This window comes from bacterium, from assembly GCA_030704665.1.
Taxonomy (GTDB): Bacteria; Patescibacteriota; Microgenomatia; order Woykebacterales; family RBG-16-39-9b; genus JAUYID01.
The window spans coordinates 147,138-170,068 of the sequence record JAUYID010000009.1 but is presented as its reverse complement, the minus strand read 5'-3'; the positions used below and the strand labels follow the sequence as shown (position 1 = coordinate 170,068).

13 protein-coding genes, 2 tRNA genes and 3 rRNA genes are annotated in these 22,931 nt (G+C 45.6%); 3 read left to right on the top strand and 15 right to left on the bottom strand.

Translation table 11 applies throughout. From position 1 onward, the window contains the following. Window positions 1–2 precede the first annotated feature (2 nt). Window positions 3–440, top strand: coding sequence for a hypothetical protein (locus Q8P13_01075; protein ID MDP2671038.1), 438 nt, complete (start codon window positions 3–5; stop codon window positions 438–440). Window positions 441–549: 109 nt separating this feature from the next. Next, the gene (locus Q8P13_01070; GenBank protein MDP2671037.1) at window positions 550–1,260 is read left to right on the top strand and encodes a hypothetical protein; all 711 of its coding nucleotides are present in this window, start codon (window positions 550–552) and stop codon (window positions 1,258–1,260) included. On the opposite strand, the gene Q8P13_01065 is transcribed toward Q8P13_01070, so the two are convergent. The 7 genes from Q8P13_01065 to Q8P13_01035 all read right to left on the bottom strand — a co-directional run bounded on the left by Q8P13_01065 (window position 1,257) and on the right by Q8P13_01035 (window position 9,604). Next, window positions 1,257–3,203, bottom strand: a complete 1,947-nt coding sequence (locus tag Q8P13_01065) for a hypothetical protein (GenBank protein MDP2671036.1) — start codon at window positions 3,201–3,203, stop codon at window positions 1,257–1,259. The two genes, Q8P13_01070 and Q8P13_01065, sit on opposite strands and share 4 nt — an antisense overlap. A gap of 128 nt (window positions 3,204–3,331) precedes the next feature. After that, window positions 3,332–4,309 (bottom strand): acyltransferase domain-containing protein, encoded by a 978-nt coding sequence (locus Q8P13_01060; protein MDP2671035.1) that lies wholly within the window; start codon window positions 4,307–4,309, stop codon window positions 3,332–3,334. 122 nt (window positions 4,310–4,431) lie between these two features. Then, a complete protein-coding gene (locus tag Q8P13_01055; GenBank protein ID MDP2671034.1) occupies window positions 4,432–5,361 on the bottom strand; it encodes a hypothetical protein in 930 nt (309 codons plus the stop codon). A gap of 57 nt (window positions 5,362–5,418) precedes the next feature. Further along, window positions 5,419–5,535, bottom strand: a 5S ribosomal RNA gene (gene rrf, locus Q8P13_01050). A 164-nt stretch (window positions 5,536–5,699) separates the two neighbouring features. After that, window positions 5,700–8,617 (bottom strand): 23S ribosomal RNA (locus Q8P13_01045). Window positions 8,618–8,765: 148 nt separating this feature from the next. Next, window positions 8,766–8,840 (bottom strand) — tRNA-Ala (locus Q8P13_01040). Window positions 8,841–9,529: 689 nt separating this feature from the next. Further along, a tRNA-Ile gene (locus tag Q8P13_01035) sits at window positions 9,530–9,604 on the bottom strand. Window positions 9,605–9,762: 158 nt separating this feature from the next. Between Q8P13_01035 and Q8P13_01030 the strand changes: the two genes are divergently transcribed. Then, the gene (locus Q8P13_01030) at window positions 9,763–10,155 is read left to right on the top strand and encodes a hypothetical protein (GenBank protein MDP2671033.1); all 393 of its coding nucleotides are present in this window, start codon (window positions 9,763–9,765) and stop codon (window positions 10,153–10,155) included. Window positions 10,156–10,660: 505 nt separating this feature from the next. On the opposite strand, the gene Q8P13_01025 is transcribed toward Q8P13_01030, so the two are convergent. From Q8P13_01025 to Q8P13_00990, 8 genes are all read right to left on the bottom strand, one after another. Then, a 16S ribosomal RNA gene (locus Q8P13_01025) occupies window positions 10,661–12,243 on the bottom strand. Window positions 12,244–12,821: 578 nt separating this feature from the next. After that, window positions 12,822–16,862 (bottom strand): CARDB domain-containing protein, encoded by a 4,041-nt coding sequence (locus Q8P13_01020; GenBank protein MDP2671032.1) that lies wholly within the window; start codon window positions 16,860–16,862, stop codon window positions 12,822–12,824. Then, window positions 16,859–17,362, bottom strand: coding sequence for a hypothetical protein (locus tag Q8P13_01015; GenBank protein MDP2671031.1), 504 nt, complete (start codon window positions 17,360–17,362; stop codon window positions 16,859–16,861). The genes Q8P13_01020 and Q8P13_01015 overlap by 4 nt, the downstream gene beginning before the upstream one ends. 176 nt (window positions 17,363–17,538) lie before the next feature. After that, entirely contained in the window at window positions 17,539–17,976 is a 438-nt protein-coding gene (locus tag Q8P13_01010; protein MDP2671030.1) for a hypothetical protein, read from the bottom strand. Window positions 17,977–18,063: 87 nt separating this feature from the next. Next, window positions 18,064–19,191 (bottom strand): tRNA 2-thiouridine(34) synthase MnmA, encoded by a 1,128-nt coding sequence (gene mnmA, locus Q8P13_01005; GenBank protein ID MDP2671029.1) that lies wholly within the window; start codon window positions 19,189–19,191, stop codon window positions 18,064–18,066. 97 nt (window positions 19,192–19,288) lie between these two features. Further along, on the bottom strand, window positions 19,289–21,670 hold the full coding sequence (locus Q8P13_01000; protein ID MDP2671028.1) for a VWA domain-containing protein: 2,382 nt from the start codon (window positions 21,668–21,670) through the stop codon (window positions 19,289–19,291). After that, window positions 21,670–22,308, bottom strand: coding sequence for a rhodanese-like domain-containing protein (locus Q8P13_00995; protein MDP2671027.1), 639 nt, complete (start codon window positions 22,306–22,308; stop codon window positions 21,670–21,672). The genes Q8P13_01000 and Q8P13_00995 overlap by 1 nt, the downstream gene beginning before the upstream one ends. A 127-nt stretch (window positions 22,309–22,435) precedes the next feature. Next, on the bottom strand, window positions 22,436–22,882 hold the full coding sequence (locus Q8P13_00990; protein ID MDP2671026.1) for a hypothetical protein: 447 nt from the start codon (window positions 22,880–22,882) through the stop codon (window positions 22,436–22,438). Window positions 22,883–22,931 lie beyond the last annotated feature (49 nt).

Genomic DNA, 22,931 nt, shown 5'->3' with positions numbered 1-22,931 from the left:
GAATGGCAAAGTTTGAATCCTTAACCCCAGAAGAAGCCAAGGCCTTAGAAGAAAAGGCTCTAGCCGAATTTGCTTCTAAAACAGAGAAGAAAATTGATCCAAAGGATGCAAATTTAGTCTTTAAAGTGAGGGCAGTTTTCCCTTTCCAGCTCTTCCCTGATGAATTGATTGTTTACAAAAATAAAATAACTTTAGTCACCCGACTGGGTCCACAAATGAATAGCTTGCGCGACATGCATTTTCACGATATTGCTCAAGTCGAAGCCGACTGTGGTCCGATCTTTGGTCATATCCATGTGGTACCAAAACTTCGCACTGAAGAACCAATGATCATCACTCGTTTAACGAGAAAAGAAGCTTTAAAGGCTCGTCAGATTATTGAAGAAATGATTGAAAAAAATTACCGAGAAGAAGACACTAACGAAGCGCAAAACAGCTAAGGGCTTGCTTATTTCCTGTTGACAAAAGAAAAGGCCCATCTTATTATATCTGCGAGGCAATTTTCGGAAAGAAATTTTTATTAAGCGTTGCCCAAAATTAAACTAAATTATGGATACTGCTCAAAACCAAGACCAACCAACACCGGTTTTTCCCAAACCAGCTTTTTTAACTGATCAAAAAGAGGCAGAGAATCAAAACCCACCCACCGAGACAGCGGTAGCTGCAAACCCCCCTCAACCAGAGACCCCCAACCCAGTACCTAGTAGTGACAGTTCTGGCGACTACGGGAAAAAATTAGCTGAAGAACTTGCCAAACTAGACAAAATTTACCAAGGCCAATTCACCGGAAGTATCCCAACTAAAGATGGTTCTAGCAACGCCATTTTTTTGAAGGAACCTCCCATTGACACACCTGAATTTCTTAAAGAATCTCACGAGCAACAAATCAAAGCAGTTGAAGAAGCTGGTTTGGTTGGTTTGGTTCCTGGAAACAGTTTGATCTCTGTCAAAGGGGAGGCCGCCTCAAGACTCTACAAATATCTTCATGCCGAAGACAAAAAAACCTTTGGGGAAAGCTTCGAAACTTCAATCGGAACGATCAGCTACAAATACGAAAAACCGGAGCTTAAATCTTTGGCTGATTTGGTTGGTGATAATGATCCTGATTCCCTTGCTGACGTGAGCCCCTGGAATCAAGCCACCAAAACTACTGCCGAAATCGCGGAAATGAAAAAATTCGTTCTTCGCGAAGAAAGAATCGAAGAAGTCCTCAAAGCTGCCTACGAAACCACCTCCAAACTGGCCGAAAAAGCAGCTTAGTCCCCAGGCAAACGTTTTTCAGGATTTAACTTTTCTTCCCTATCTCTACGCCCCAAAGCAGTACTTGCTGGTCGCAAATCAACCAAAGTTGTGAGTTCATGATTAATATTACCTGACCAAAGTGCTCCCGACCAACTTTCTCTACCTTGTTGTTTGTACTTATCTGCCAACCCACCTATGTTTAATAAAGTCCTTTGCGAAATCATTCGATAAGCCTCTTGCTCAGTTGGTGCGTTTTTCACTCTTTCAATGAAACTATTAAACTCTACTTCATCAAAATCCCTAGCCGAAGAAGTAAGTTCTTGAAACCTAAGTAGAGAATGGAACCATTCTTGCCTGTAGGCTCCAAGTTGGCCTTCATAGTTTAGTTTTTGTAGAACCTGAAAACCCTGCTGCTCTGCCCAAGAAATTGCCTCAACCATACTTGGATCTATTCCAATCTCATGGTTCTGCATCTGACTTAAAAGTTTCTGATTAATATTCTCCATCACCTCACCTAAGCCTTCCCTACCTTTTTCTGTGCCTTTAGTCTCAAAAACGTTTTTTAGTTTTTGGTTTAGCTCTTGATCCGCAGTTGCCGGTGGTGTCTCATCAACCGGACGAGTGTTCTTCTCAAGTCTACGAAGATAGTCGATCACCGGTATTGGCTCCGCGTCGTCATTACGCGAAGCCTCAGTAGCGAGCTGATCATAACGAGACCTATCCAAAATTGCGTCTTGTCTCCTTGGATCAGCTAAATAACCCTCTGTCTGTCCGATTAACTTCTGAAGATTCTCCGCTTTTCCAGTATCATAATACTCAACCATAGATGCCAAAACCTCATGAACTCCTGGCCTCTGATCGTGAATAAAATCTCTCAAGGCTCCAAAGGGTCCTGCCATGATCAAGGCATCTTTTCGATTCTGCTCTAACCGTGAAACAGTTGTTGCAGGTACCTGTCGAGCTGTTAGCATTAACTCGTTCAGATTGGCGGGACTTATCTCGGAAGCGTAGCAATGGACCAAAAGGTCTCCAACCCCAAAATCACCTCTTTCCATACCCCAAATATTTCCGCCCCTTAAAAGTACTCCTACCTGTGGGTCGTTATTAAGCATAGCCGGTAAAAGTTTCTCTTCAATACCTTTTAGCTTAGATACGCTCAAAGGGTGTTGCCTTGCGTACCTACCAACATTTGCCAGGTAGCTATCGCGAATTTCTTTATTCTCAATACCCTGCGAGTCCTTCAAAACTTGGGCGGCAAACAAAATTTGCTCTGGATCATTGGTTTCTTTTGCAGCATTCATAGATCTACTAACAAGCTCCCGGGAACCCATGGTTTGCTCGGGCAAAGAGTAGACTTCCTTGTACAGCTCAACTGCATTATCAAAAATTTGTTGCGCAGACTGAGCCGAAATCTCCGGTGGTCTAGGACTTCTATTCCTTCCTGATAAATCGCGCGTCAACTCCAAAAACGCAGCTCTTCGATTGTACTTTTGAGTGTCGTCTCCTTCTTGGAGGAACTTTTCCCTCCACGTCCTCGCAAAATCTGCATAGATTCTAGCCTTATCAACTGATTCAGGAATGGTAGCCAGCTGAGCAGTAGTATCAAGAAGTGATTTGCCTGGAATTTCAAGTTGCTTGGCTCCATCAAACAGAATAGTTAAAAAATCTTCAAGTTGATCTTCGGGAATTTCGTGAAAGGCTAAAGTGCTAACCAAATTCCTAAGGTTGTATTTTTCTTTCTCGGGGGTCGAGCTTTCGGGGAAATACTTTTCGACCAAATTTTCGGCAAGAGGTCGTCTCCCCTCCACTCGTTCTCTCTCTTCCTTTTCTTCTTTCCGACGAAAGGCCCACGATCCGGGTTGTATTGAGTTTGTTTCTCCTCTGGCAAGGAAATTGGCTTGAGCCTTAGCGGCATCAAAATCAATTGCTTCTTTGGGAATTCCACCAGTCTCTGAGTCCATAAATAAAGTTTACCTCTTTCAGAGCAAAGAAAAAACCCACTCCCGTGGGTCGAACAATTTAATATTAGTCTTAGACAGTCTAGGAAGGACCCGCCCGAGTCAAAACTCAAAGCGGGTCCAATCCCTCCTTAACTCCGCAACGCCCTGACGACAGCCTCAACGCTAGCCATGTCTGAGACCTTGAGAACACTGATCTCAGGCCACTCTTTGGCTGTGTCGCGCCAGAGATAGGGGTTCAGGCCGACATTGACAACGTAAGTCGGCTCGAAACTTCGAAGACGCTGCACCACCGCCGGCCAATTGATGGTGCTCGAAAGCTGCTTCTTGAGGATCTTCCTGAAGGGACCCCCGAAACGTGAGAAGAGATCACCGTCCAGATCTGAGATCACTGGGATCTGAACTGAATGGAAAACTGCATTCTCCGCATCTCGATTGCGAATCGCCAGAATGAGAGTCATCCCACTCTCATACGCCTTGAGCAAAGGTGAGTGAGAGATGACCGCAAAGGGAAGGCGGAAGACCTTGACGCCAGCTAACTGCTTGAGAGCAGTCTCCACTTCTTCAACTTCTTCCTTCGGGCCGGTCAGGTTCAGGCTCGTGCTGCTGTTGATGATAGCCACGCTGACCCGAGAGGTCAGAAAAGGAGTGACCCTTTCAAGCAAATCAGGGTTGCTACCACGAACCTGAATGGTCAAGCCTTTGAAATCTCGGGTCGCTGAGGCGATGATTGCAGAACGCCTCTTGACGATTTCAAGCGCCCTTTCAAACCTCAGCACCCCGGCCGCGGTCAGAGCACTCAGCTGCCCAAGACTCGCACCACTGACAACTGAGGGAACCACTTCACGGGCACGAAGTTCGTCAAAGAGACCAACCGCCACCGCAAAATGGAGGACATGGGCGGCCGGGCTGTTCAGAACCTCAGGCGGAGCGGTGCGAAACAACCCTGCCAGATCAACCCCGAAGCTCGAAGCCTCTCGGAACCGACTGCGTACAGCCGGACATTCCAAGGCTTGTTCGATCTGATCCACCTCGGCATTGGACTGACCATCGAAAATCACTGCAGCCTTAAGTTGCGACATCTCCCTCTCCATTCCATTAGCAGTCATGCTGCTTTTTTTGATCGCTACTATTATACAGATATTCAACAAAGAAAAAACCCACCTTGCGGTGGGTAATTTCTAGCCCCGATTAGGGGCGCAGAATCTAAGCAAATCAATCCCAAAAACGTCTAGACATCCTTCTGTTTGTCAGCATCATTCCTAGCCTTCAAAGTTTCCATTATCTCCCTACCGGTCTCTTCACCGGTTAAAGAAATCCCGCTTTCCCAAGCCATTCTTTTTAATACTGGCAAATCTTCATAAAAATCACTATCACTATAGGTACGACCATGAAAAGTTCTTTTAGCTTTTTCATGACCCTTCAAATAGTCGCTCGCTTCTTGAGTTAGCCTACCGTCAGTTCTTGGTTCTGCTTTGCCTCCGATAGCAGGAACCAAGACGCTCGGATCCCAAATTGCTACTTCCAAAGCAACCTGTCCGTTCATTTTAAGATGGGCTCTCTTGATTCCCTTGTAAGCCATCTGCTCTAACAGTTGACGGTCGTCACCGTTGTTAAGATCCATAAGACCAGTTAAGAACTCCTCTGCGGGCTGAGGGAGACGCCCTTCATAATGTCGCTTATACCTTGCTGCTTCTTCACTAGCTAAAGCTGGAGAAGCGTATTTCTTCAATATTATTTGCTCCGTTTCCTCTGGGGGCAACGGCTCATCTAAATCAAGAATCCTTGTTCCTCTTTTAAGTCTGTATCTGTGGATGTTGTAATGTTGCTCATTTTTATTTTCATTGTGAAGACCGCCGCCAAAATGGGCATAATGATGTGCCTGCTCCGGACTCGGGGTTAGATAAACCGCGCTACCGCCAACATTGTGGTCGCTTGCACCAGAGTGCAATTCGTCTTCAAACGCAGCATTCGTACCGTGATACAAAAATTGATCCTCTAAATCCTGTGGCTCGCTTTCTTTCGCTTCCGTCTTTTTGGATAGTTCTTCGGCCGGGTGGTTCGTTTGTTCCTTATTTAAATCCGCTTCGAACTTTGCCTTTGCCGCCGCCGCATTAAAGCTAGCTGCTTGTTTGGGAACTTCACCGGTTTCAGGGTCCATAAATAAAGTTTAACCCTTTTCAAAGAAAAAACCCACCTTGCGGTGGGTTCTTTCGTAAAGTGGCCGTGACCTAGGTTCCCACAGCTGAGTAGCTGCAGTATCATCGGCGCTGAGGCTTTTCACTTCTCTGTTCGAAATGGGAAGAGGTGGTTCCGCCTCGCTCTAACGGCCTTAGGTTAAAGTTATAAGACTTAAGTCGTAAGATATAAATTATCTTAATACTCTAACCTAAAACCGCTTGTTTAATTTTTAAGTATTCCAGACCTAAAATATCTTAAATCTTAGATCCTAAAACTTAGAGCTAAAAATAGCGCCCTAAAAACTAGAAAGAACGAAAGAGAAAAAATCAGATTGGATAATTAGTACGGTTTAGCTGAAACTGTTACCAGTCTTACACTTACCGCCTATCAACGTGGTAGTCTTCCACGATCCTTTCGGAGCACGAGGCTCCATTGAGTTCTAATCTTGTGGCCGGCTTCGCACTTAGATGCTTTCAGCGCTTATCCGAACACAGCGTAGCTACTCGGCACTGCCCAAGCTTGGACAACCGATACACTAGAGGCTGTTCCACTCCGGTCCTCTCGTACTAGGAGTAGCCCCACTCAAAACTCATGCGGATATGCCGGATAGAGACCGAACTGTCTCACGACGTTCTGAACCCAGCTCGCGTACCTTTTTAATGGGCGAACAGCCCAACCCTTGGGTGGTACTACCCACCCAGGATAAGACGAGCCGACATCGAGGTGCCAAACGGTGTCGTCGATGTGAACTCTTGGACACCATAAGCCTGTTATCCCCGGGGTAGCTTTTATCCGTTAAGCTCCGGCCCTTCCATTCGGGACACGGAGGATCACTAAACCCTGCTTTCGCACCTGCTCGACTTGTAGGTCTCGCAGTCAAGCTAGCTTTAGCTTTTGCACGTCTAGCGCGGTTTCCATTCGCGCTAAGCTAACCTTTGGGCGCCTGCGTTACTTTTTAGCGGGCGACCGCCCCAGTCAAACTACCCATCAGACCTTGTCAATTGCCCGGTTTCACGGGTCAATCTTAGCATCAAATTTGAAGAAGAGAGGTGTTTCATTGGCGCCGAAGCTCCCTCTTACGCTACACATCTTCAAACCTAATGCAGGGCCAAACTGTAGTAAAGCTCCACGGGGTCTTTTTGTCCTGGCATATCTAGGCCGCGTCTTCACAGCCATCTCAATTTCGCCGAGTCCACCTTCAAGACAGTTCTCAAGTCGTTCAGCCTTTCGTGCAGGTCGGAACTTACCCGACAAGGAATTTCGCTACCTTAGCACAGTTATAGTTACTGCGGACGTTTACCGTGGCTTCGGTCACCCCCGTGAAGAGGCTTCCTTAACCTTTCGGCACTGGTCAGGCGTCAGGCCATATACTTCCCTTTTCAGGTTTGCATAGCCCTGTGTTTTTGTTAAACAGTCGCTTGAGAGTCTTTCGCTGCGCCCTAGCGGCATGGCTAGGGACGATATCTTCCGAAGATACATCGAGCTTTTTTGCCGAGTTCCTTAAAGATGGTTATCTCGTTCACCTTGGTCTACTCGACCAGTCCACCTGTGTCGGTTTGCGGTACGGTAAGATTGTTCTCCACAACGAGCATTTTCCTGAAGACTGAAGCTTATCTAATCCTGTGCCACTTTCGTTTTACAAGATTCATCGCAGCTTGAATAAACATAACAGCGGATTTGCCAACTGCCACTTCCTTACTGCTTAAACACCATTGCGTAGCGGTGCTAGAATTCTCCACTCTCGTTAACCCTTTGTGTCTTGATCGAAACAATCCTGTAGCCGAATTTCAGACGGCTTGTCCATCGCCTACGCCACTTGAGGCCTCGACTTAGGACCGACTAACCCTGGGACGATTGACGTTGCCCAGGAAACCTTGGACTTTCGGTGTTCGGGGTTTTCACCCGAATTACGCTACTCATGCCTGCATTCTCACTTCTGTACGCTCCAGCAAACCTTACAGTTCACCTTCAAGGCATACAGAACGCTCCCCTACCCCTCGCATAAATGCGAAGTCGTAGTTTCGGTGTCAAGCTTGAGCCCCGTTACATTGTTCGCGCATACTTCCCAAATCTAACAGTGAGCTGTTACGCACTCTTTAAAGGATGGCTGCCTCTGAGCCAACCTCCTGTCTGTCTAAGGAAGTACACTACGTTTAACACTGAGCTTGAACTTAGGGACCTTAACTAGCGATCTGGGTTGTTTCCCTTTTGACCACGCGGCTTAGCCCGCGCAGACTCACTGGCAAATTATACATTCTGGTATTCGGAGTTTGGTTAGAACGCACGGGTTGCCCCGCACAATTCCATTCAGTCGCTCTACCCCCAGAACTTAAAATTTACCGCTGCACCTAAATGCATTTCGGGGAGAACCAGCTATCTCCAGGTTCGATTGGCATATCACCTCTAACCACACCTCATCCCAACACTTTGCAACGTATACGGGTGCGGGCCTCCCCAGTCTTTTACAACTGGTTCACCCTGGACATGGTTAGCTCACCTGGTTTCGGGTCTGACTGCCTCCGCTAAACGCCCAGTTAGGGCTCGCTTTCACTACGCCTACCCTCATTAACGAGGTTAAACTATGCGGATACAGACAACTCGCAGGCTCATTCTTCAAGAGGCACGCCGTCACCCTGATAAATCAAGGCTCCGACTGCTTGCTAGCATCAAGTTTCAGAAACTATTTCACTCCCCTCACCGGGGTATTTTTCACCTTTCCCTCACGGTACTTGTTCACTATCGGTCCTTTTTGGTATTTAGCCTTACCGGATGGTCCCGGTAGATTCCCGCAGAATTCCACGTGCTCCGCGGTACTCAGGAACCTTTCAAGAGTTTCGAAGGTTTCGCTTACCAGGCTATCACTGTCTATGGCCAAGCATTCCGGCTTGTTCTGCTACCGTCGAAATTTTTAGACTCTTTTCACATTAAAGTAAGAAAGGCCCTACAACCCCTTTTAATTACTTAAAAGGTTTGGGCTTCTCCGCTTTCGCTCACCGCTACTTACGGAATCATTATCGTTTTCTTTTCCTCGCCTTACTGAGATGTTTCAGTTCGGGCGCTTACCTCCTCTAGCCTATGTATTCAGCGTAGAGGTCTCCTAAAAGGAGGGGTTGCCCCATTCGGAAATCTCGGGATGAGCGGTTATTGGCACCTGCCCCGAGCTTATCGCAGCCAATTACGTCCTTCTTCGGCCAAAAAGACCAAGGCATCCACTTGATGCTTCGAGTAGATTTTTTCACTAACTTCAGACTTCTTCGCTTGCGCAAAGAGTTCTGAAGTAAGACGTTCTTTCTAGTTTTTAAAGTGCCATCTCAGATCAAAAGATATGAGATGTCAGATGTAAGATATCTTAAGTCTTAAATCTTAGACCTGAAATCTAATACCTGGTGGACCGTGAGGGATTTGAACCCACGACCCCTACATTGCAAATGTAGTGCTCTACCGCTGAGCTAACGGCCCAAAACAAAACGATCCTTAATATACAGAGTGCAAACTAAGCCACAGGTTGGTAAGACAAGGTCGGTCAAAGCCAACCGGCGGATGATACAGAGTTTTAGCGTTATTTACAAGAGGCTAAAACAGAAAACAAATTTATTCAGTTAAGTCAATTCATTAGGGGATTCAGAGCACAAAGAGGAATAATCGCAGGTAAGTAAGTTTCTAATTCAGCAAGAAATCCTCAAGTACTCAAAAAACCCTCGAATGAGAAAGTTAATCTCATTGGGCGAAATATATCATTTGAAAAAGGTAAAGTCAAGCGCTTTGCGCTTCGCAATTATGCTAATTGTCAAGCTTAAAATGAATGTTTAGCAGTCGAGAAAAGGGGTTTGCTAACCCTTTTATTGACTTTCGTTTCTAACAGTGCTCTATATTAGTTTACTAAGAACTGTATTTATTATAGTAAGGAGGTGAAAATTTATAAGGCGACATTACTTCTACTGTGAGGTTTGTAAAAGGTTCGCAGGGAAACTTCCAGACAACGTTATTTGGCTGGAAGAATCGCTTAACGGAGAAATAATTCACAAAGTAGTTAGGTTGGGTTAACTTACTGATGGGCACAGGATAGATCGCTGTGCGCCCCGCGCTTGGAAACAACCTTCGAACCATCGACCTCGTCTTTGTTCGGCAAAGCCGAATTTGAATCAGGATGGTGGGCGATGATGGGATCGAACCATCGACCTCGTCTTTATCAGAGACGCGCTCTACCACTGAGCCAATCGCCCCTCACCCTGATTCAAACCAGAGACCTAATCTACCACTGAGCCAATCGCCCATTAAATCTCGAGTATTTTAACACCACATTGCCTCCGAATCAATAAATCCCTAGCTTTGGTCACAAAGCGCAGGATTCTAACGAAGTTAATCCTATAGTATTTGACTTTTGTGCTCAAATCTGCCATTATATAGGACAATCGGTTGGAATTTTAGCCAGGAGGAAACATTGGCTACAGTTAACTTCGCAGAGACTCTGAACGTCCAGCTGGACAGCTGGCTCGATCTACCTGCCACAGTGGAAATTCGCACCAAGGACAAGAGAATTCAGGTGCGAAGGATCAGTGGCTGGGCGATCGTAATGAAGATCACCGGCGAGAGGTCGCGGCCAGACGAACAGTTCAAGCCAGTAGAGGAGATCGAAATTGCTGGCACTTCCTGCAACTTCCTCATCTCGAACAGCCGTCTGGCCTTCCGTGTCCAAAGGGACATCGAGGAAGCCTACCAGACCGCAGATTTGGACGAGGTTAAGGAGGTAAGCGTCACAATCAAGACCAGCTAGCACCAACCGAGGAAGGGAGAAAGCCGAGAGGCTTTGTGCTTTCATTAGCACCGGATTTGTTTCATGACGAATCCGCTCCCGAACTCGATTTATTACTTTTTAGAAGAGCGACCTAATCGGTCGTTTTTTGTTGCCTATTTTACCCAAAGAAAAACCTCGCTTGCGCGAGGTCTTTCTGGCGGGATGTTACCCATTGACTAATCAAATGTAGAATTTGCAAAAGCAAACTCTGCATTTTGAGCTTTACAAGCTCAAAATGTAAACCTTCCCTTTCGGGAACGACTGCGTTTCGAGATTTGCAATCTCAAAATGTATACTTTGCTTGCGCAAAGACTGCATTTTGTATTTGCGTTGCAAACCCAAAATGTAGCAAGAACTAGAACTGCAATCTTCCCACTGAACTCGTCAGTGGGGCTGACCTGTTCGCCGTTTCGTGAATTGGCGAACTGCTGGAAGAACTACTTCCAGATTTCTCCCTATTATCTTTTTTATGTTTCAAAAAAAGAAAGGAGGTGATCCATCCCCAGATTCCCCTAGGGATACCTTGTTACGACTTAGCGCTCATCGCTGAGTTCACCTTCGACAGCGTCCTCCTTGCGGTTAGACAACCGGCTTCGGGTGCCCCCAACTTTGCTCACTTGACGGGCGGTGTGTACAAGACCCGAGAACGTATTCACCGCAGCATGCTGATCTGCGATTACTAGTAAGTCCATCTTCATGCAGGCGAATTGCAGCCTGCAATCTGAACTGAGGTAGCTTTTTAGCGATTAGCTTGCTCTCGCGAGTTCGCAGCGCGTTGTGTACTACCATTGTAACGTGTGTGTAGCCCAGGACATAAGGGCTATGATGATTTGACGTCGTCCCCACCTTCCTCCCCGCCTGCGGCGAGGCAGTTTCATTAGAGTGATACAACTAATGATGGGGGTTGCGCTCGTTGAGTCACTTAAGACGACATCTCACGACACGAGCTGACGACAACCATGCAGCACCTGTGTACGCTACCTTGCGGTTTGTTCCCCTTTCGAGGTCCTAAAACGTACATGTCAAACCCTGGTGAGGTTTTTCGTTTTGTCTCGAATTAAACCACACGTTCCCCTACTTGTGCGGGTCCCCGTCAATTCCTTTGAGTTTTAGCCTTGCGGCCGTACTCCCCAGGCGGGACACTTAACGCGTTAGCTTACGACACTGAAGGGGTCAACACCTCCAATATCTAGTGTCCATTGTTTACGGCGTGGACTACACGGGTATCTAATCCGTTTTGCTCCCCACGCTTTCGTGCAACAGCGTCATGAATTAGCCAAGTACCTGCCTTCGCCTTTGGTGTTCCAGTTGATATCAACGCATTTCACTGCTCCACCAACTGTTCCGGTACTCCCTCTAACCATCCAGTCTGAAAGTATCACTACCGGGTTCTCCGTTGAGCGGAGAAATTTCAATAGTGACTTTCCAAACCGCCTACGCACTCTTTACGCCCAGTAAATCCGGGTAACGCTTGCCGCCTACGTTTCACCGCGGCTGCTGGCACGTAGTTAGCAGCGGCTTATTCGAAAGGTACTGTCAACTCTGCGAGAAATTGGCAAAATTTATCCACGAGTGCTTAGCACTTACTTTTGAGAGTGCTAATACTTATGAACTTAATTACCAACTTTTCGCAGAGTTTAATCCCTAACAAAAGGAGTTTACAACCCGAAGGCCTTAATCCTCCACGCGGCGTCGCTCGGTCAGGCTTTCGCCCATTGCCGAAGATTCCCGGTTGCTGCCACCCGTAGGTGTATGGCCCGTGTCTCAGTGCCATTGTGGCTGGACAGCCTCTCAGCCCAGCTACCCGTCGTTGCCTTGGTAGGCCTTTACCCTACCAACAAGCTGATGGGACGCAGGCTCATCCTAAAGCGTACAGTTATGTACTTTGAAGTTGCCTTCACATGCGGTATTAGCCCGCCTTTCGGCGGGGTATCCCCCACTTTAGGGTAGATTCCTACGCGTTACTCACCCGTCTGCCACTTGCAGTATTGCTACTGCCCGTTTGACTTGCATGCCTAATGCACGCCGCTAGCGTTTACCCTGAGCCAGGATCAAACTCTCCAAAAATTTCGATAAAAATAACGCTCTAAATTAATAAATTAACTTAGGCACGATATTTCTTGTTCGATAAATCGAACTCAAAATCGAATTGTTTGATCTGACTAATTTGGTTTGAATTGCGGTTCTCGATTTCAAAAGCTAGTCAAAACTTAAGAAATCGGGTTCCTGCTACATTTCGAGCTTACAAAGCTCAAATGCAGTCCCCGATTTTTCATCGGGGTTTACATTTTGAATTTGCAAAGTATGAACTTTCTTTGTAAGCAAAGCTCGCAAAGAAGTTTATTTATTTTGGAACTCAAGATGCAGTCTTTGCAAAAGCAAAGTATACATTTTGAAGAACTTCAATAATCTCTACAAAAACATTTGTATTGATTAAGTTGGCAAGGTGCGAATCGAAGCTTCTCTTCCCAAACAAAAAGAGCCTAGTGAACTAGTCTCTTTCGCACTTGGTCTTACAGGAAATTACTGTAAAGAGAGACTTACATAGATTGCCCGGAAGGATTAATTAAAGAGAAATCCAAAGGGCCAGCTCATTCTATTTCAAGACACTATCTTTGTCAAGCCTGGCCTTAAGTTCAAATTAACTAGGGGGAGAGTTCTTTAGAAATTGTTCCTTGGCTACCAAGAAATTTAGTCTTGGCGAAAATGAAGTAAAAGGCCGGATCGAGATTAACTTGCTCAGCCGGGGTCGGGGGGTGGGTCGGAATGCTTGAGTTGTTTTCATCGTGGAGATCCCTACCCAAGGAAAAGCCACCCTCAGCGTAAAGACCACCGTTGACGACCAAGCGATGGATATAACAATATTGACTAAACTCACTACGCAAGTAAGAGTCAGAAGCGTTGTAATTTCCACCACACATATGAAACTCCGGGTCGGGTGCTGTTGAGGCTCCGTCAGCACCAGCATCATCTTCGGTAGAAAAGAAAATGTCATAAGCGTTGGCGGTTGCAGACCCACCAACCGCAATTCCAGCGTAACGCAGAGCAAATTTCTTTGGTCTCGGTACAGCTGGTTTCCCAGGAATTGCGGTTCCGTTGGTTGGATCTTTGTAGGAATTGATGTCGATTGGTGTATATCCTGATATATCATTTCGATTCAATTCATACCTCAAACCCTGCGCCGACGTACACGGGCCGGCAATATTGTTTACTCCACTAGTCTTTCCATCCCAGTTGGTATTTCCGACTGGCCCCAAACCACCACTGGCAACTGGTTCATACCACCAATTGGTTGGAGTCGTGTTCCAAGAACAACCGTCACTAGTATCATAGCTTGAAGAACTGGGTGGGTAGTTGCCTTTGAAGGCACGATACTCTTTTATTTTATCCTCAATCGTGCGGGCGCGGTCGTAGCGGGTCTGATTGCGCTCGTTGATCCATTTGAAGGAGTTGAACTTACCCCTAGTCAGGAAAAAGCCGTCCAAACGACTGACCGTAGGATTGACTTGGATGGCATCATCCGTATCGAGGCTACCATCGTTGTTCGAATCGTTTTTGACGATGAAAATAAACTTTTTGCTATTTGAAACTCTGATCGCTGTGTTGATATAGAAGTTTCCAGTCACGAAGATTATGGTCGGATTCCCAGAAGGGATAGTGTACTCATCACCGTCGGGGTCAGCCACGCTCCAGGTCAAGTCCCCATTGTGAGTTCCATCTCCTTTGAAAATAAAGACCCCGTTGTCGACTGTCCCACCCGAACTAAACAAATTTAAATGAGCCGTTCCAGAGCCGTTCAGATCTGTTAGCACACAGTTGGTTGCGTTGCCTCCGCTGTTTCCAACTAGATCGTTGCGAAAGCCGTAGGAAGTAAAACCAAAGGTCGAGGGTGGGCTGCAGATCGCAGTTGGGTCAAGAACAGTGGCCTTGTCTCCCCCAAACTTACCGTAGAGATAGCTATAAACATCCTGCCCCACTGGCACGACTGAGTTGATATTGCTACTCGCGTAATTTGGTACAACCCAACGTTTGGCTGAAGAAAAACCAGCGGCAATGCTACTTTCGGAAATACCCAAATAATCGGTATGAGTATAGTAATCAGACACATCAACTTCCAAAATTGGGGCATTGGGACTACCCTCTTCTGCCTGGTAAAAAGCAACATAACCGAAGGCAGTAAAACCTGAAGGTGCGCCAATAATTCTGTATCCAGTAAAGCCATCGTTAGCAAAACTACTTATCCAAGACAAATCAGTTAAATTGATAATTACTTTTTGCCCAGCTGCAGTGATCGAACTGGTGTTAAAAGTCGGACCGGGTGGTGTTTCGACACCACCATTACTAGCCACATCAGTTCCGGGACCACACCCTGGATCGAGAGTTGGACCCCAGTTTTGTTTATACAAAGTTACGTCAAAGTCGGTAGCAGAGAAGACAAGGTTCTTTTCTTTAACCGTTAGGGTAAGTTTAGCACCAACAACAGTTTTACCAACTATATTTGCAGTATCAAAACCAATGAAGCCAGTAGCATTAAATCTATCACCATTCTTCCCAGCGGTAATTGAATTAGTCGGACCAACAAAACTCCCGGAACCGACCCTGCAAATCCCATTTACACCGTCACTTTCAATCGTTCCATCTTGTGTGACTGGATTGGGAAAAAACTTTTTAGCAGGAACAGTCAGGGTGATTGGTCCCCTTGATCCCAAATCACCACCCGTTGTTTGCAACCAGGGTCCTGTTCCCGCTGCTATCACCCCCAATTTGGTGTTGGCTGACTGAGTCGAATTTGGTAGACCAGAAACTGTGGCGCTGACTGTCAGTGTATAGGGGTTGTTCGGTGGGTCTGGTGAAGTCCCTGACGAAACTACAACATGCAGACTTGCCGTCTGAGACCCATTTGCAGCAAACGCCAAACTAGCTGGGGTCAGGGTTTGGGTAATTCCTTTGCCAGTCAGATCGTTGGCAGTTAGGTTGATCGCCGCCGGAGCCCCAGAGGTGACATTGACGGTCACGGTGTAGTCGTAAAAACTTCCCTGCGCTACCGCCCGAGCTGAGGGTGAGACAGAGATCGTGTAAGACACTACCCCTGGTGGGGAGACGTTGACGACGATTGAAACACTATTGTCAGTTTCGTTCGATTCAGAATTGTCATTTTGGTAGTCAGCTTGAAAGGTGAGGGTAAAGCTACCAGTCGTATTGAAATTGGTCGTAAAAGTTTGTACTGGGCTTGCCGAGAATGGGTCAATACCACTAATAGTAATATTCTCCGCATCATTGGTACTACAAGGCGGACTGGCACAAGCGACCGTCACTCGAGTCACACTGTCAGCTGAAACACCTGGACCAGCATTTACATTGGTAAAAGTAAAGTTCACGTTGGTGTTGACGATGACGGGGCTGGTATAAGTAATTGCTGGAGACATCTCAGCCCCAGCGTTACGAACCACTAGGTTTGGAGAAGGACAGACTGGACCTTCCAGTCCACAAGCCATCCGCAAATCAATTCCCCCACCTGGATTGGAGTTGAAAACCGCCTGCGGAAAACCGCCAATATTGACAAAAGGCCCAGGCCAAATTGAATTGTAAGCCTCAATCAAAGTATCGGTTGCCCCCGTACAATCATTTGCAGAGCAAACTTTGTAGTGCAGTTCTGTCGGTGCAGAATTAAGCTGATAAAAAACCCGCAGCGTATTGTCGCCCATCTTGAGTAAACGTGGCATATTGCCATTGGTAATGTCAGCTGAGGTTCGGCTGCTACAGGAAGCGTTGCTACAAGTGACTATCTTACCAACCAAAGTACCATCCAAAATTCTTGAGTAGACAATAAACGGAAAGCTATCCCCCTTTATCACCATATCAGCCACACCCATAATCATGGATGAGGTCACCGAATAGCTCTCGATGGTGGTGTTGACTCTAGTTGAGCAAGTGGTAGCGGTACATTGAACATAACGCATTTGACCAGCCGTGGTCGTGGTTTGCTGCTGAAAAGCAAGGAGCGGAAAGTTTCCAGCCGAAATAACGATTTTTGGAACGTAAAAACCTGCCCCCGCGAAACTAGTTCCGTAAAGTAAACTTTGGGTAACACTACCCGAAACACACTCCCCAGTACAGTAGTAAAAAGCCACTCTCTGAGCTGGAGTTCCAGAGGTAATGTCAGTCAGAGTGATCAAAAAACGTGCCTGATTGTTACTGTCTTTATCAACCGAGAGAGCGTGGGCACCAAAGATAAAATTGCCGAAAGTGTAAACAACCGAGGCCGAGGTACAAGTATCAGCCGTATCGCAATCAATTCTGCGCAGAGTGTGCACACCCGCATCAGTTGCGATGAAAAAAATTCGCAAGTCCCCACCACTTTTTTTGTAAGCAACGACATTGCCGTTGTTGACTACTCCCGAACCAATGTTGAGCTCAGTTCGGGTGGAAGTCGTACAAATATCCGAGAGACATTGTACATAGATTATTTTTTGGTTGCTGTCGTGGTAGATAGCCCGGACAAAACCATCACTACCCAGAAAAGTTTCTGGTCGGTCGTTCAAAATGTCGTCCGGGTTGATGGTGTTGGTAACGAGTGCTGCCTGCGCGCCTCTAACCAGAAGCAAAAAGGCCAACAAACAAAAACCAAGAGTGAGCAGTCTCAAAAGAAGTTTGCTGGCTCTGAAATTTATAGTTAATGCTCTCATTTTGACTCCAGCACCTGAATTTCTTTCAACGTTGAGAAATCAAACTTGGTATCCGCTCTTTTGACAACCAAACGAACGTTTTCACCGGGTTTAATCTCTGCTAAAGAAATTTTTGTTTTTGATTTAACGAGCTGAGTTTTGGCTTCATAAACAATCCGCTCAACTGAAACTGTAGAATTTACCTTTACTTCGGTTTGGCTCGACAAACCGTTCTTGGTCACTTGAACTAAGATTGTTCCTTTGCCGCTGTCGTAACCAAAAAAGACTGCCTCAAAGTAAGTAGTTGGGTCTTGTTTTTCAAAGACTTTTTCCCCTCTTTGTGAGCTTTCAGCTGTTTTTTTTGTCTGAGAAAGGTAAAAGTCCAAACCAAGAAGAGAGAGCCCCAAAAAAAGAAAAAGGGCAAAAGCCACTCCCCAATATTTCGGTTTGTTAAATCTTTCCTTTAGATCAGCTAAATTTAAATTTAAAAAATTTTTAGTGGTAAAGATCTGCTTATCCATGGTTGGAAAAGAATTTTTGAATTTTTCTAAAAGAGGATATTTGCTCTGGAGAGGCTTTGGGCAGAAAGAACATGTCTAACTAAAAGTATAGGTTTAGTTTCAACCTATGTCAAATCTAAAAAACAGTTATTTATAAGAAAAAATTGTAAAGCTGCGGCTTTAAAACCAAGGGAACTTCATTTTCGCTTCTTGAAGGGACGTAGGTAGCGTTTTTTGATTTGGTCAGTCTCGTAGTGAGACGTTTTCTCTGGTATCTTTTTGTAAAACTCAAGCAGGCTCAGATAGCCCACAAAAAAGAGGGCGAAGAAAAAAAGGATCCAAACTCCCCGCGCCGAGAGTGCTCCTGCTCCCAAAAGACGAAAAAAGGAGAGAAGGGCGGCGACAAAACCAAAGGTAAATATAATCCAGGACAGCTTCGAATAAAATTTCCGCAGAAAAGGATTGTCTCTGAGTTTGCTTAGGATCAAGAAAAAAATACTAAAACCAAGCAAAACGAGCACAAAGGCAATATAAATATAGAGCTGATCAAGACGAACACTTACTCTTGAACTAAACCAAAAACTTGGGTGGAAAATTGTTATATTTCTGTAGGCTTCTGATATAAAAGCTAGCATTTTGATATTTTACTGCTTTAACCGGTCTTTCTACTATTTTATATTACTTTTTATAACAACTAACTCTGATGTGGAATCGTAGCACCCTCAGAAAGTTTTTTCAATAGCTCCTCCACCCAGGACTTGCTCCCCAACAAAGAAAACCGCTGCTTGTCCCTCTGTGACCGCTCGCTGGGGGTTTTTAAAGTCGAGGCTGTAGGTCTGCTTGGCGTCTTCGCGAAGCCGACAATCTTGGGGCTCTTGTCGATAGCGCAAACTTACCTGACAGGCTAGGGGTAGCTTGGGCTTTTCGTCGGCGACAAAAGTCAGATTTGTGATTTGAGCTTGGGATGAATAAATTGCCTCAGAGCCAATTGGGGCGACCACAAGCTCATTGCTTGTTATTTTTTTTCTGACGACGTAATGAGGGAGGCTAGAACTGATTCTTATCCCCTCTCTCTGGCCAATAGTGTAGAAAGCTAAACCATCATGCCTACCAAGCACTTCTCCATTCAGACTGACAACATCTCCGAGTCTAGTTTTAAGATTTTGTCGTAAAAAACTTGCTACATTCACCGGTCCAATGAAGCAAATCCCCTGGCTATCTTTTTTGTCTGCAACCACCAAACCCAAGCTCCCAGCGATCTCCCGAACCTCTTTTTTCCTGTACTCCCCAATCGGGAAAAGAGTGTGTTTGAGTTGTTCTTGCCCCAAGGTATAAAGAAAATACGATTGATCCTTGGCAGGGTCAACCCCTTTTAGTAACTTGTAAGTTTTTTTGAACTCAATTTTTCCCAATGGGACATTTCTAATTCTGAATTCTGAATTCTGAATTCTCGCGTAGTGTCCGGTCGCGATGTAATCAAAACCCAGCTCTAAGGCTTTGTGAAGAAAAATTCCAAATTTTACTTCTCGGTTGCAAGCAACATCAGGATTTGGAGTTCGGCCAGCTTGGTACTGCGCGAAGAAGTAATCAAGAACTGCCTCTTTGTACTCCTTCTCGAAATCGAAAACCTGGAAAGGTATATCTAGTTGAGTTGCAACTCGAAGCGCATCAGACCGATCTTTCTCAGTCGAACAATAGGGACCGCTACTCCAACACTGCATGTAGGCGCCCTCAACCCGGTAGCCCTGTTTTTGGAGCAAGGCGGCAGCTACCGAGCTATCCACTCCTCCACTCATTGCCACAAGGACACGCTTGCTTGGCTCTTTATTTTTTTCTACTTTTCTCCTCATGACCGAAGGATTTTAGCAAAAATTGTCGTTGCTATCTAGTGTTTGTGGGTGGAGTGGTGGTTTTAGAAGTAGCTTGAGTTTGAACTCTTAATTTTCTTCAAGGGGCGAGCTCAGAGTAAACCGGCCGAGAGTTGCCGATTATTTCTCGAAAGAGGTAAAGATAGCGTGGGTCGTAGTTAATAATCTCTGAAGGGTCAGTAAAGTTGTTAGTCAAGACTCGGTTGAAACAAGCAGCGTTTTCTCCGGCAGCACGACTACCAAAGACATAAATTGCTCCATTTACGGTGAGCGGGTCTGAAGTAACATTTGGGGTAGTGCAGGAAGTGCGGCTGCTTATAAACTGTCCATCGGAAATGAGAACGGCATCAATACGATCGGCTCCGTCATTGACGATGCGGATTTGTTTTTTGACTACAAAAATCAAGCCTTTACCAGCTGCTAAGCGCAAATCTTCAGAAAAAAGCAGGTCTGCATTCTCGATAAAGACGATCGAGGAGTTACCACTGTAGGTTGAAGACCAACTCGAATCAATGTCAAAGGAACTAGCTGAAGTGTAACGGGAAATTTTACAGGTCCCGCTGGCGGCGGAACTCACCGCTCCGGGAGTATCGTTTGTTAAAGTGTTTATCACGCAGCGCTTTTCGCTGTCAGCCAAAAGCTTGTCATAAATACTTCCACCCACCGTAACATTTGGATAAACGTTCAAGTTCGTGTAGTTTGGTACGACCCATTTTTTGAAAGAACGGAAGAAGTAGTTTGGGGGGCTGTTCAAACTACCATTACTAATACCGAGATATTCAGTATTGTATAAAGTATAGGGTTCAGTTGGGTCGGCGATAGCAAGATTTCTCCTCAGCTGCATGTCAGTAAAAGAGCCAACGTTGCCATGATCAGTCTTGAGCCAACCAAAAGCTGGGCTTTTGACCGTTGCCGAACCCTCGTTTATATCTGTGATCGGAGAAGAGTTCAAATCCCTCAAACACTCAAAGACATAGTCGCATTCGGGCTTTCGAGGATCAACAGCTGCTAGCCTGGACCTGGGGTTGTTTAAATCGAAGTTCGCTTCGTCACCAGCAAGTAGGGCGATGAAGGCATCGTCGTCTCTGATTTTGGCCACAAAACTAACACAAACAGTTTTGCCGACTGGTACATTGGTAAAGCCTACGAAAAAGAAACGGGGACCAATTAAAACTACTTTTCCAGTTGGCCATGGCACACCTGGAGTACTACAATCCTCAATTTTGACACTACTTGGGTTCCAATAGTAACTGATGAATAAGTCGCCGCTGTTGCACGAAGTTGAGTCACCCGGTACAGTACAAACATTTGGAGCTTCGTACATCAGATAGCTACTGGGGAGCTGCAATCTACCAATGATAGTATTGTAGATGGTGGTCAGCTGCGCATCTCCGGCCGCATAAAAATAGTTCCGGGGGTTGTACTCGTTGTTTACAGCCGGCCCTTTATTTACCTTGTCTGAAAAGTTGCATCTTTTTGTCGTATCAGGATCAATCTGATCAGTTCGACAAGCAATATCCTTCATCACTTCTTCACCGCTCGACCTTCCATCTGGGTTTATTTGCACACTGGAAATCCCGTCCGGACAACCCGAGCAGTAGGTTCCGATTGGGGTGCTAGCGGTTTTGGCATCATCTCCAATACCAATAGAAAAGGCAAGAAACTTTTGGTTTATAGTTGTCGACATAATTCCAGCCTCGAAAGGACTTGGTACGGTATTTTGATTTCCATCAGTTGCCAGAACCATTACCTGCATGGCACTACGAGGAGGAATCATAGCTGCATCCGCTATCCTGCGGTTAATGAGTGCATCGTTGCCCATTCTTACCCCAGAACCAATCGTGGTTGAACCTTTGGCTGTAACAGAGTTAATCGCGTTGATAAGAGCGGTTTTGTTCGCATTGGTCATATTTGAAATGGGGTAAACCAAGGTAGCACAGGAAGTTAAGGACGGGCAAAGAGTTGTTTCCTTACACCCACCGAAGCCATTGCCAGTACACGTAGTAGGGCCTGCATAAGTAGCTAAACCAACGTAATCTCCCGGATCGGTCGCGCCTTTATCCTCGTTGGTTTTGTTGACAAAGCTCGTTAAGGCTGCCTTCGCAGAATCAAGCTTGGTTGGTCGCAGATCGCATCTTGTTACTCCACCGACTATCGGACACGGACCCCAAAGAAAGTTCATACTACCAGTCACATCAAGAACCAAAATAATATCTGTTGCTGTTCTGATCTGACTACACCCACCCTCAACCCTCAAAGTCACTTTGACATCGCTTCCAGGGAAAAGGTCGTTGCCAGGTGGTATTGACTCCCCTAGTTTTTGGACTGGTTGAGGTTCTGGACAGATAGGGTCTGATTCCTGAGCACGAACAGGCTCCAGGTTTGACGAAGGGAAACCGGAAAGAAAATTAAAAAGCAAAGACAAAACGATAATAATTCGCAGAAAAAGGGTTTTTTTCATTAGTAAATAGCTCCTCTAGCTGTTTTCAGTCCAGCCTTCTTCAAACCCTCAAAGCCGTCTTTGATCAAAAAAACATTTCCCTGGTAACCACTTTCTTTCCCGTTCTTGATAATCGCGGCAGCCGTTTCTTTAGCTTCATCAAACCTGTTCTGGCTACCAAAAACCACCAGGATGTATTTTTTGTCCATTGGGTAAGCTTCTTTTTTAGCTCTTTCGGCCGGTAAGCTTGCTGATCCCAAGATATACTCTTCTATATATTCGTCACGACTTCGAATATCAAGTAAATAAATTTGAGCTTTTCTTGAGGCGCCCACGCCTTCTTTTTCCAAAATTTGCAAATTGCTTGCTTTTCTTGACTTAAGCTCACTGCCTGATAAGTAAATTACGCTCTGGGAACTCAGGTACAAGTAGTAACCCCCAGCAAGAACAACAACCAGCAAAACAGCTATAATAGTTGATTGGATTGGATGATCCTTAAGTCTTCTTTTGAGCTTTCTCGCTTGGTGGGAAAGATTGTTCCAAAAAGTATTCTCAGTGATTTTCACCAAACTTGGAAAAGCGAAGGCTAGGACAAGGGTAACGATGATAATCACCAAGAACGAGGCTATGAGAGGCTGTGTTGCTAAATAATCCAACATTTTGCTTCAGAAAAGTTTGTTGTGGTGATAATTGAGGTGTAAGAAGCTTTTGGGCAGCTCATTGTTCTAAGATAAACTATAGTTGTTCAGGTACACTTTGTCAACGAAAAAGGCTCTTTCCAGAACTTTATTTTTTGAGCAAAATAGTGGCCGTTGCAATCACACAGGTGATTATTTGGGTAGACATACCTGTAATGACGTTCATTTCCTTCTGATAGTGGAATTTTAGGTGGGCCTTAGTGTATTTCTTTAGTGTCTCTGGACCAAAGATTACCTTGACAAGATGATGAAAATCTGGCAGAACCGAAGCCAAAGCTCCAATCCAAAGGATTTCCCAGTTTGTGTTGCCCAAGGAAAGGACCATAAGTAGCCCGACCCCGAGAAGCACATCTCCGACTACAAAGAGAACATCCTTTTTATCAAGATCTTCAACTTCAATAAAGCCCATGAGGTGTGGGATCCAGTCAAAAACAAAGTGTGAAGCCCCAGCAACTGGCACAACCAAAAGGCTTTTTTCTGGCCCCAGGCTAGCCCCAATTGCCGCACCAACTAACAAATGTGGAGTGGTCAACATTGTAATTTAGAATTATGAATTAAGAATACTGAATTGGCAAATTTTTAAG

Coding starts and splice junctions, on each gene's coding strand:
- Q8P13_01070 (MDP2671037.1), top strand. CDS start 550: ATGGATACTGCTCAAAACCAAGACCAACCAACACCGGTTTTTCCCAAA.
- Q8P13_01055 (MDP2671034.1), bottom strand. CDS start 5,361: ATGGACCCTGAAACCGGTGAAGTTCCCAAACAAGCAGCTAGCTTTAAT.
- Q8P13_01065 (MDP2671036.1), bottom strand. CDS start 3,203: ATGGACTCAGAGACTGGTGGAATTCCCAAAGAAGCAATTGATTTTGAT.
- mnmA (MDP2671029.1), bottom strand. CDS start 19,191: ATGAGGAGAAAAGTAGAAAAAAATAAAGAGCCAAGCAAGCGTGTCCTT.
- Q8P13_01010 (MDP2671030.1), bottom strand. CDS start 17,976: ATGCTAGCTTTTATATCAGAAGCCTACAGAAATATAACAATTTTCCAC.
- Q8P13_01060 (MDP2671035.1), bottom strand. CDS start 4,309: ATGACTGCTAATGGAATGGAGAGGGAGATGTCGCAACTTAAGGCTGCA.
- Q8P13_00995 (MDP2671027.1), bottom strand. CDS start 22,308: ATGTTGGATTATTTAGCAACACAGCCTCTCATAGCCTCGTTCTTGGTG.
- Q8P13_01015 (MDP2671031.1), bottom strand. CDS start 17,362: ATGGATAAGCAGATCTTTACCACTAAAAATTTTTTAAATTTAAATTTA.
- Q8P13_01000 (MDP2671028.1), bottom strand. CDS start 21,670: ATGAAAAAAACCCTTTTTCTGCGAATTATTATCGTTTTGTCTTTGCTT.
- Q8P13_01075 (MDP2671038.1), top strand. CDS start 3: ATGGCAAAGTTTGAATCCTTAACCCCAGAAGAAGCCAAGGCCTTAGAA.
- Q8P13_00990 (MDP2671026.1), bottom strand. CDS start 22,882: ATGTTGACCACTCCACATTTGTTAGTTGGTGCGGCAATTGGGGCTAGC.
- Q8P13_01020 (MDP2671032.1), bottom strand. CDS start 16,862: ATGAGAGCATTAACTATAAATTTCAGAGCCAGCAAACTTCTTTTGAGA.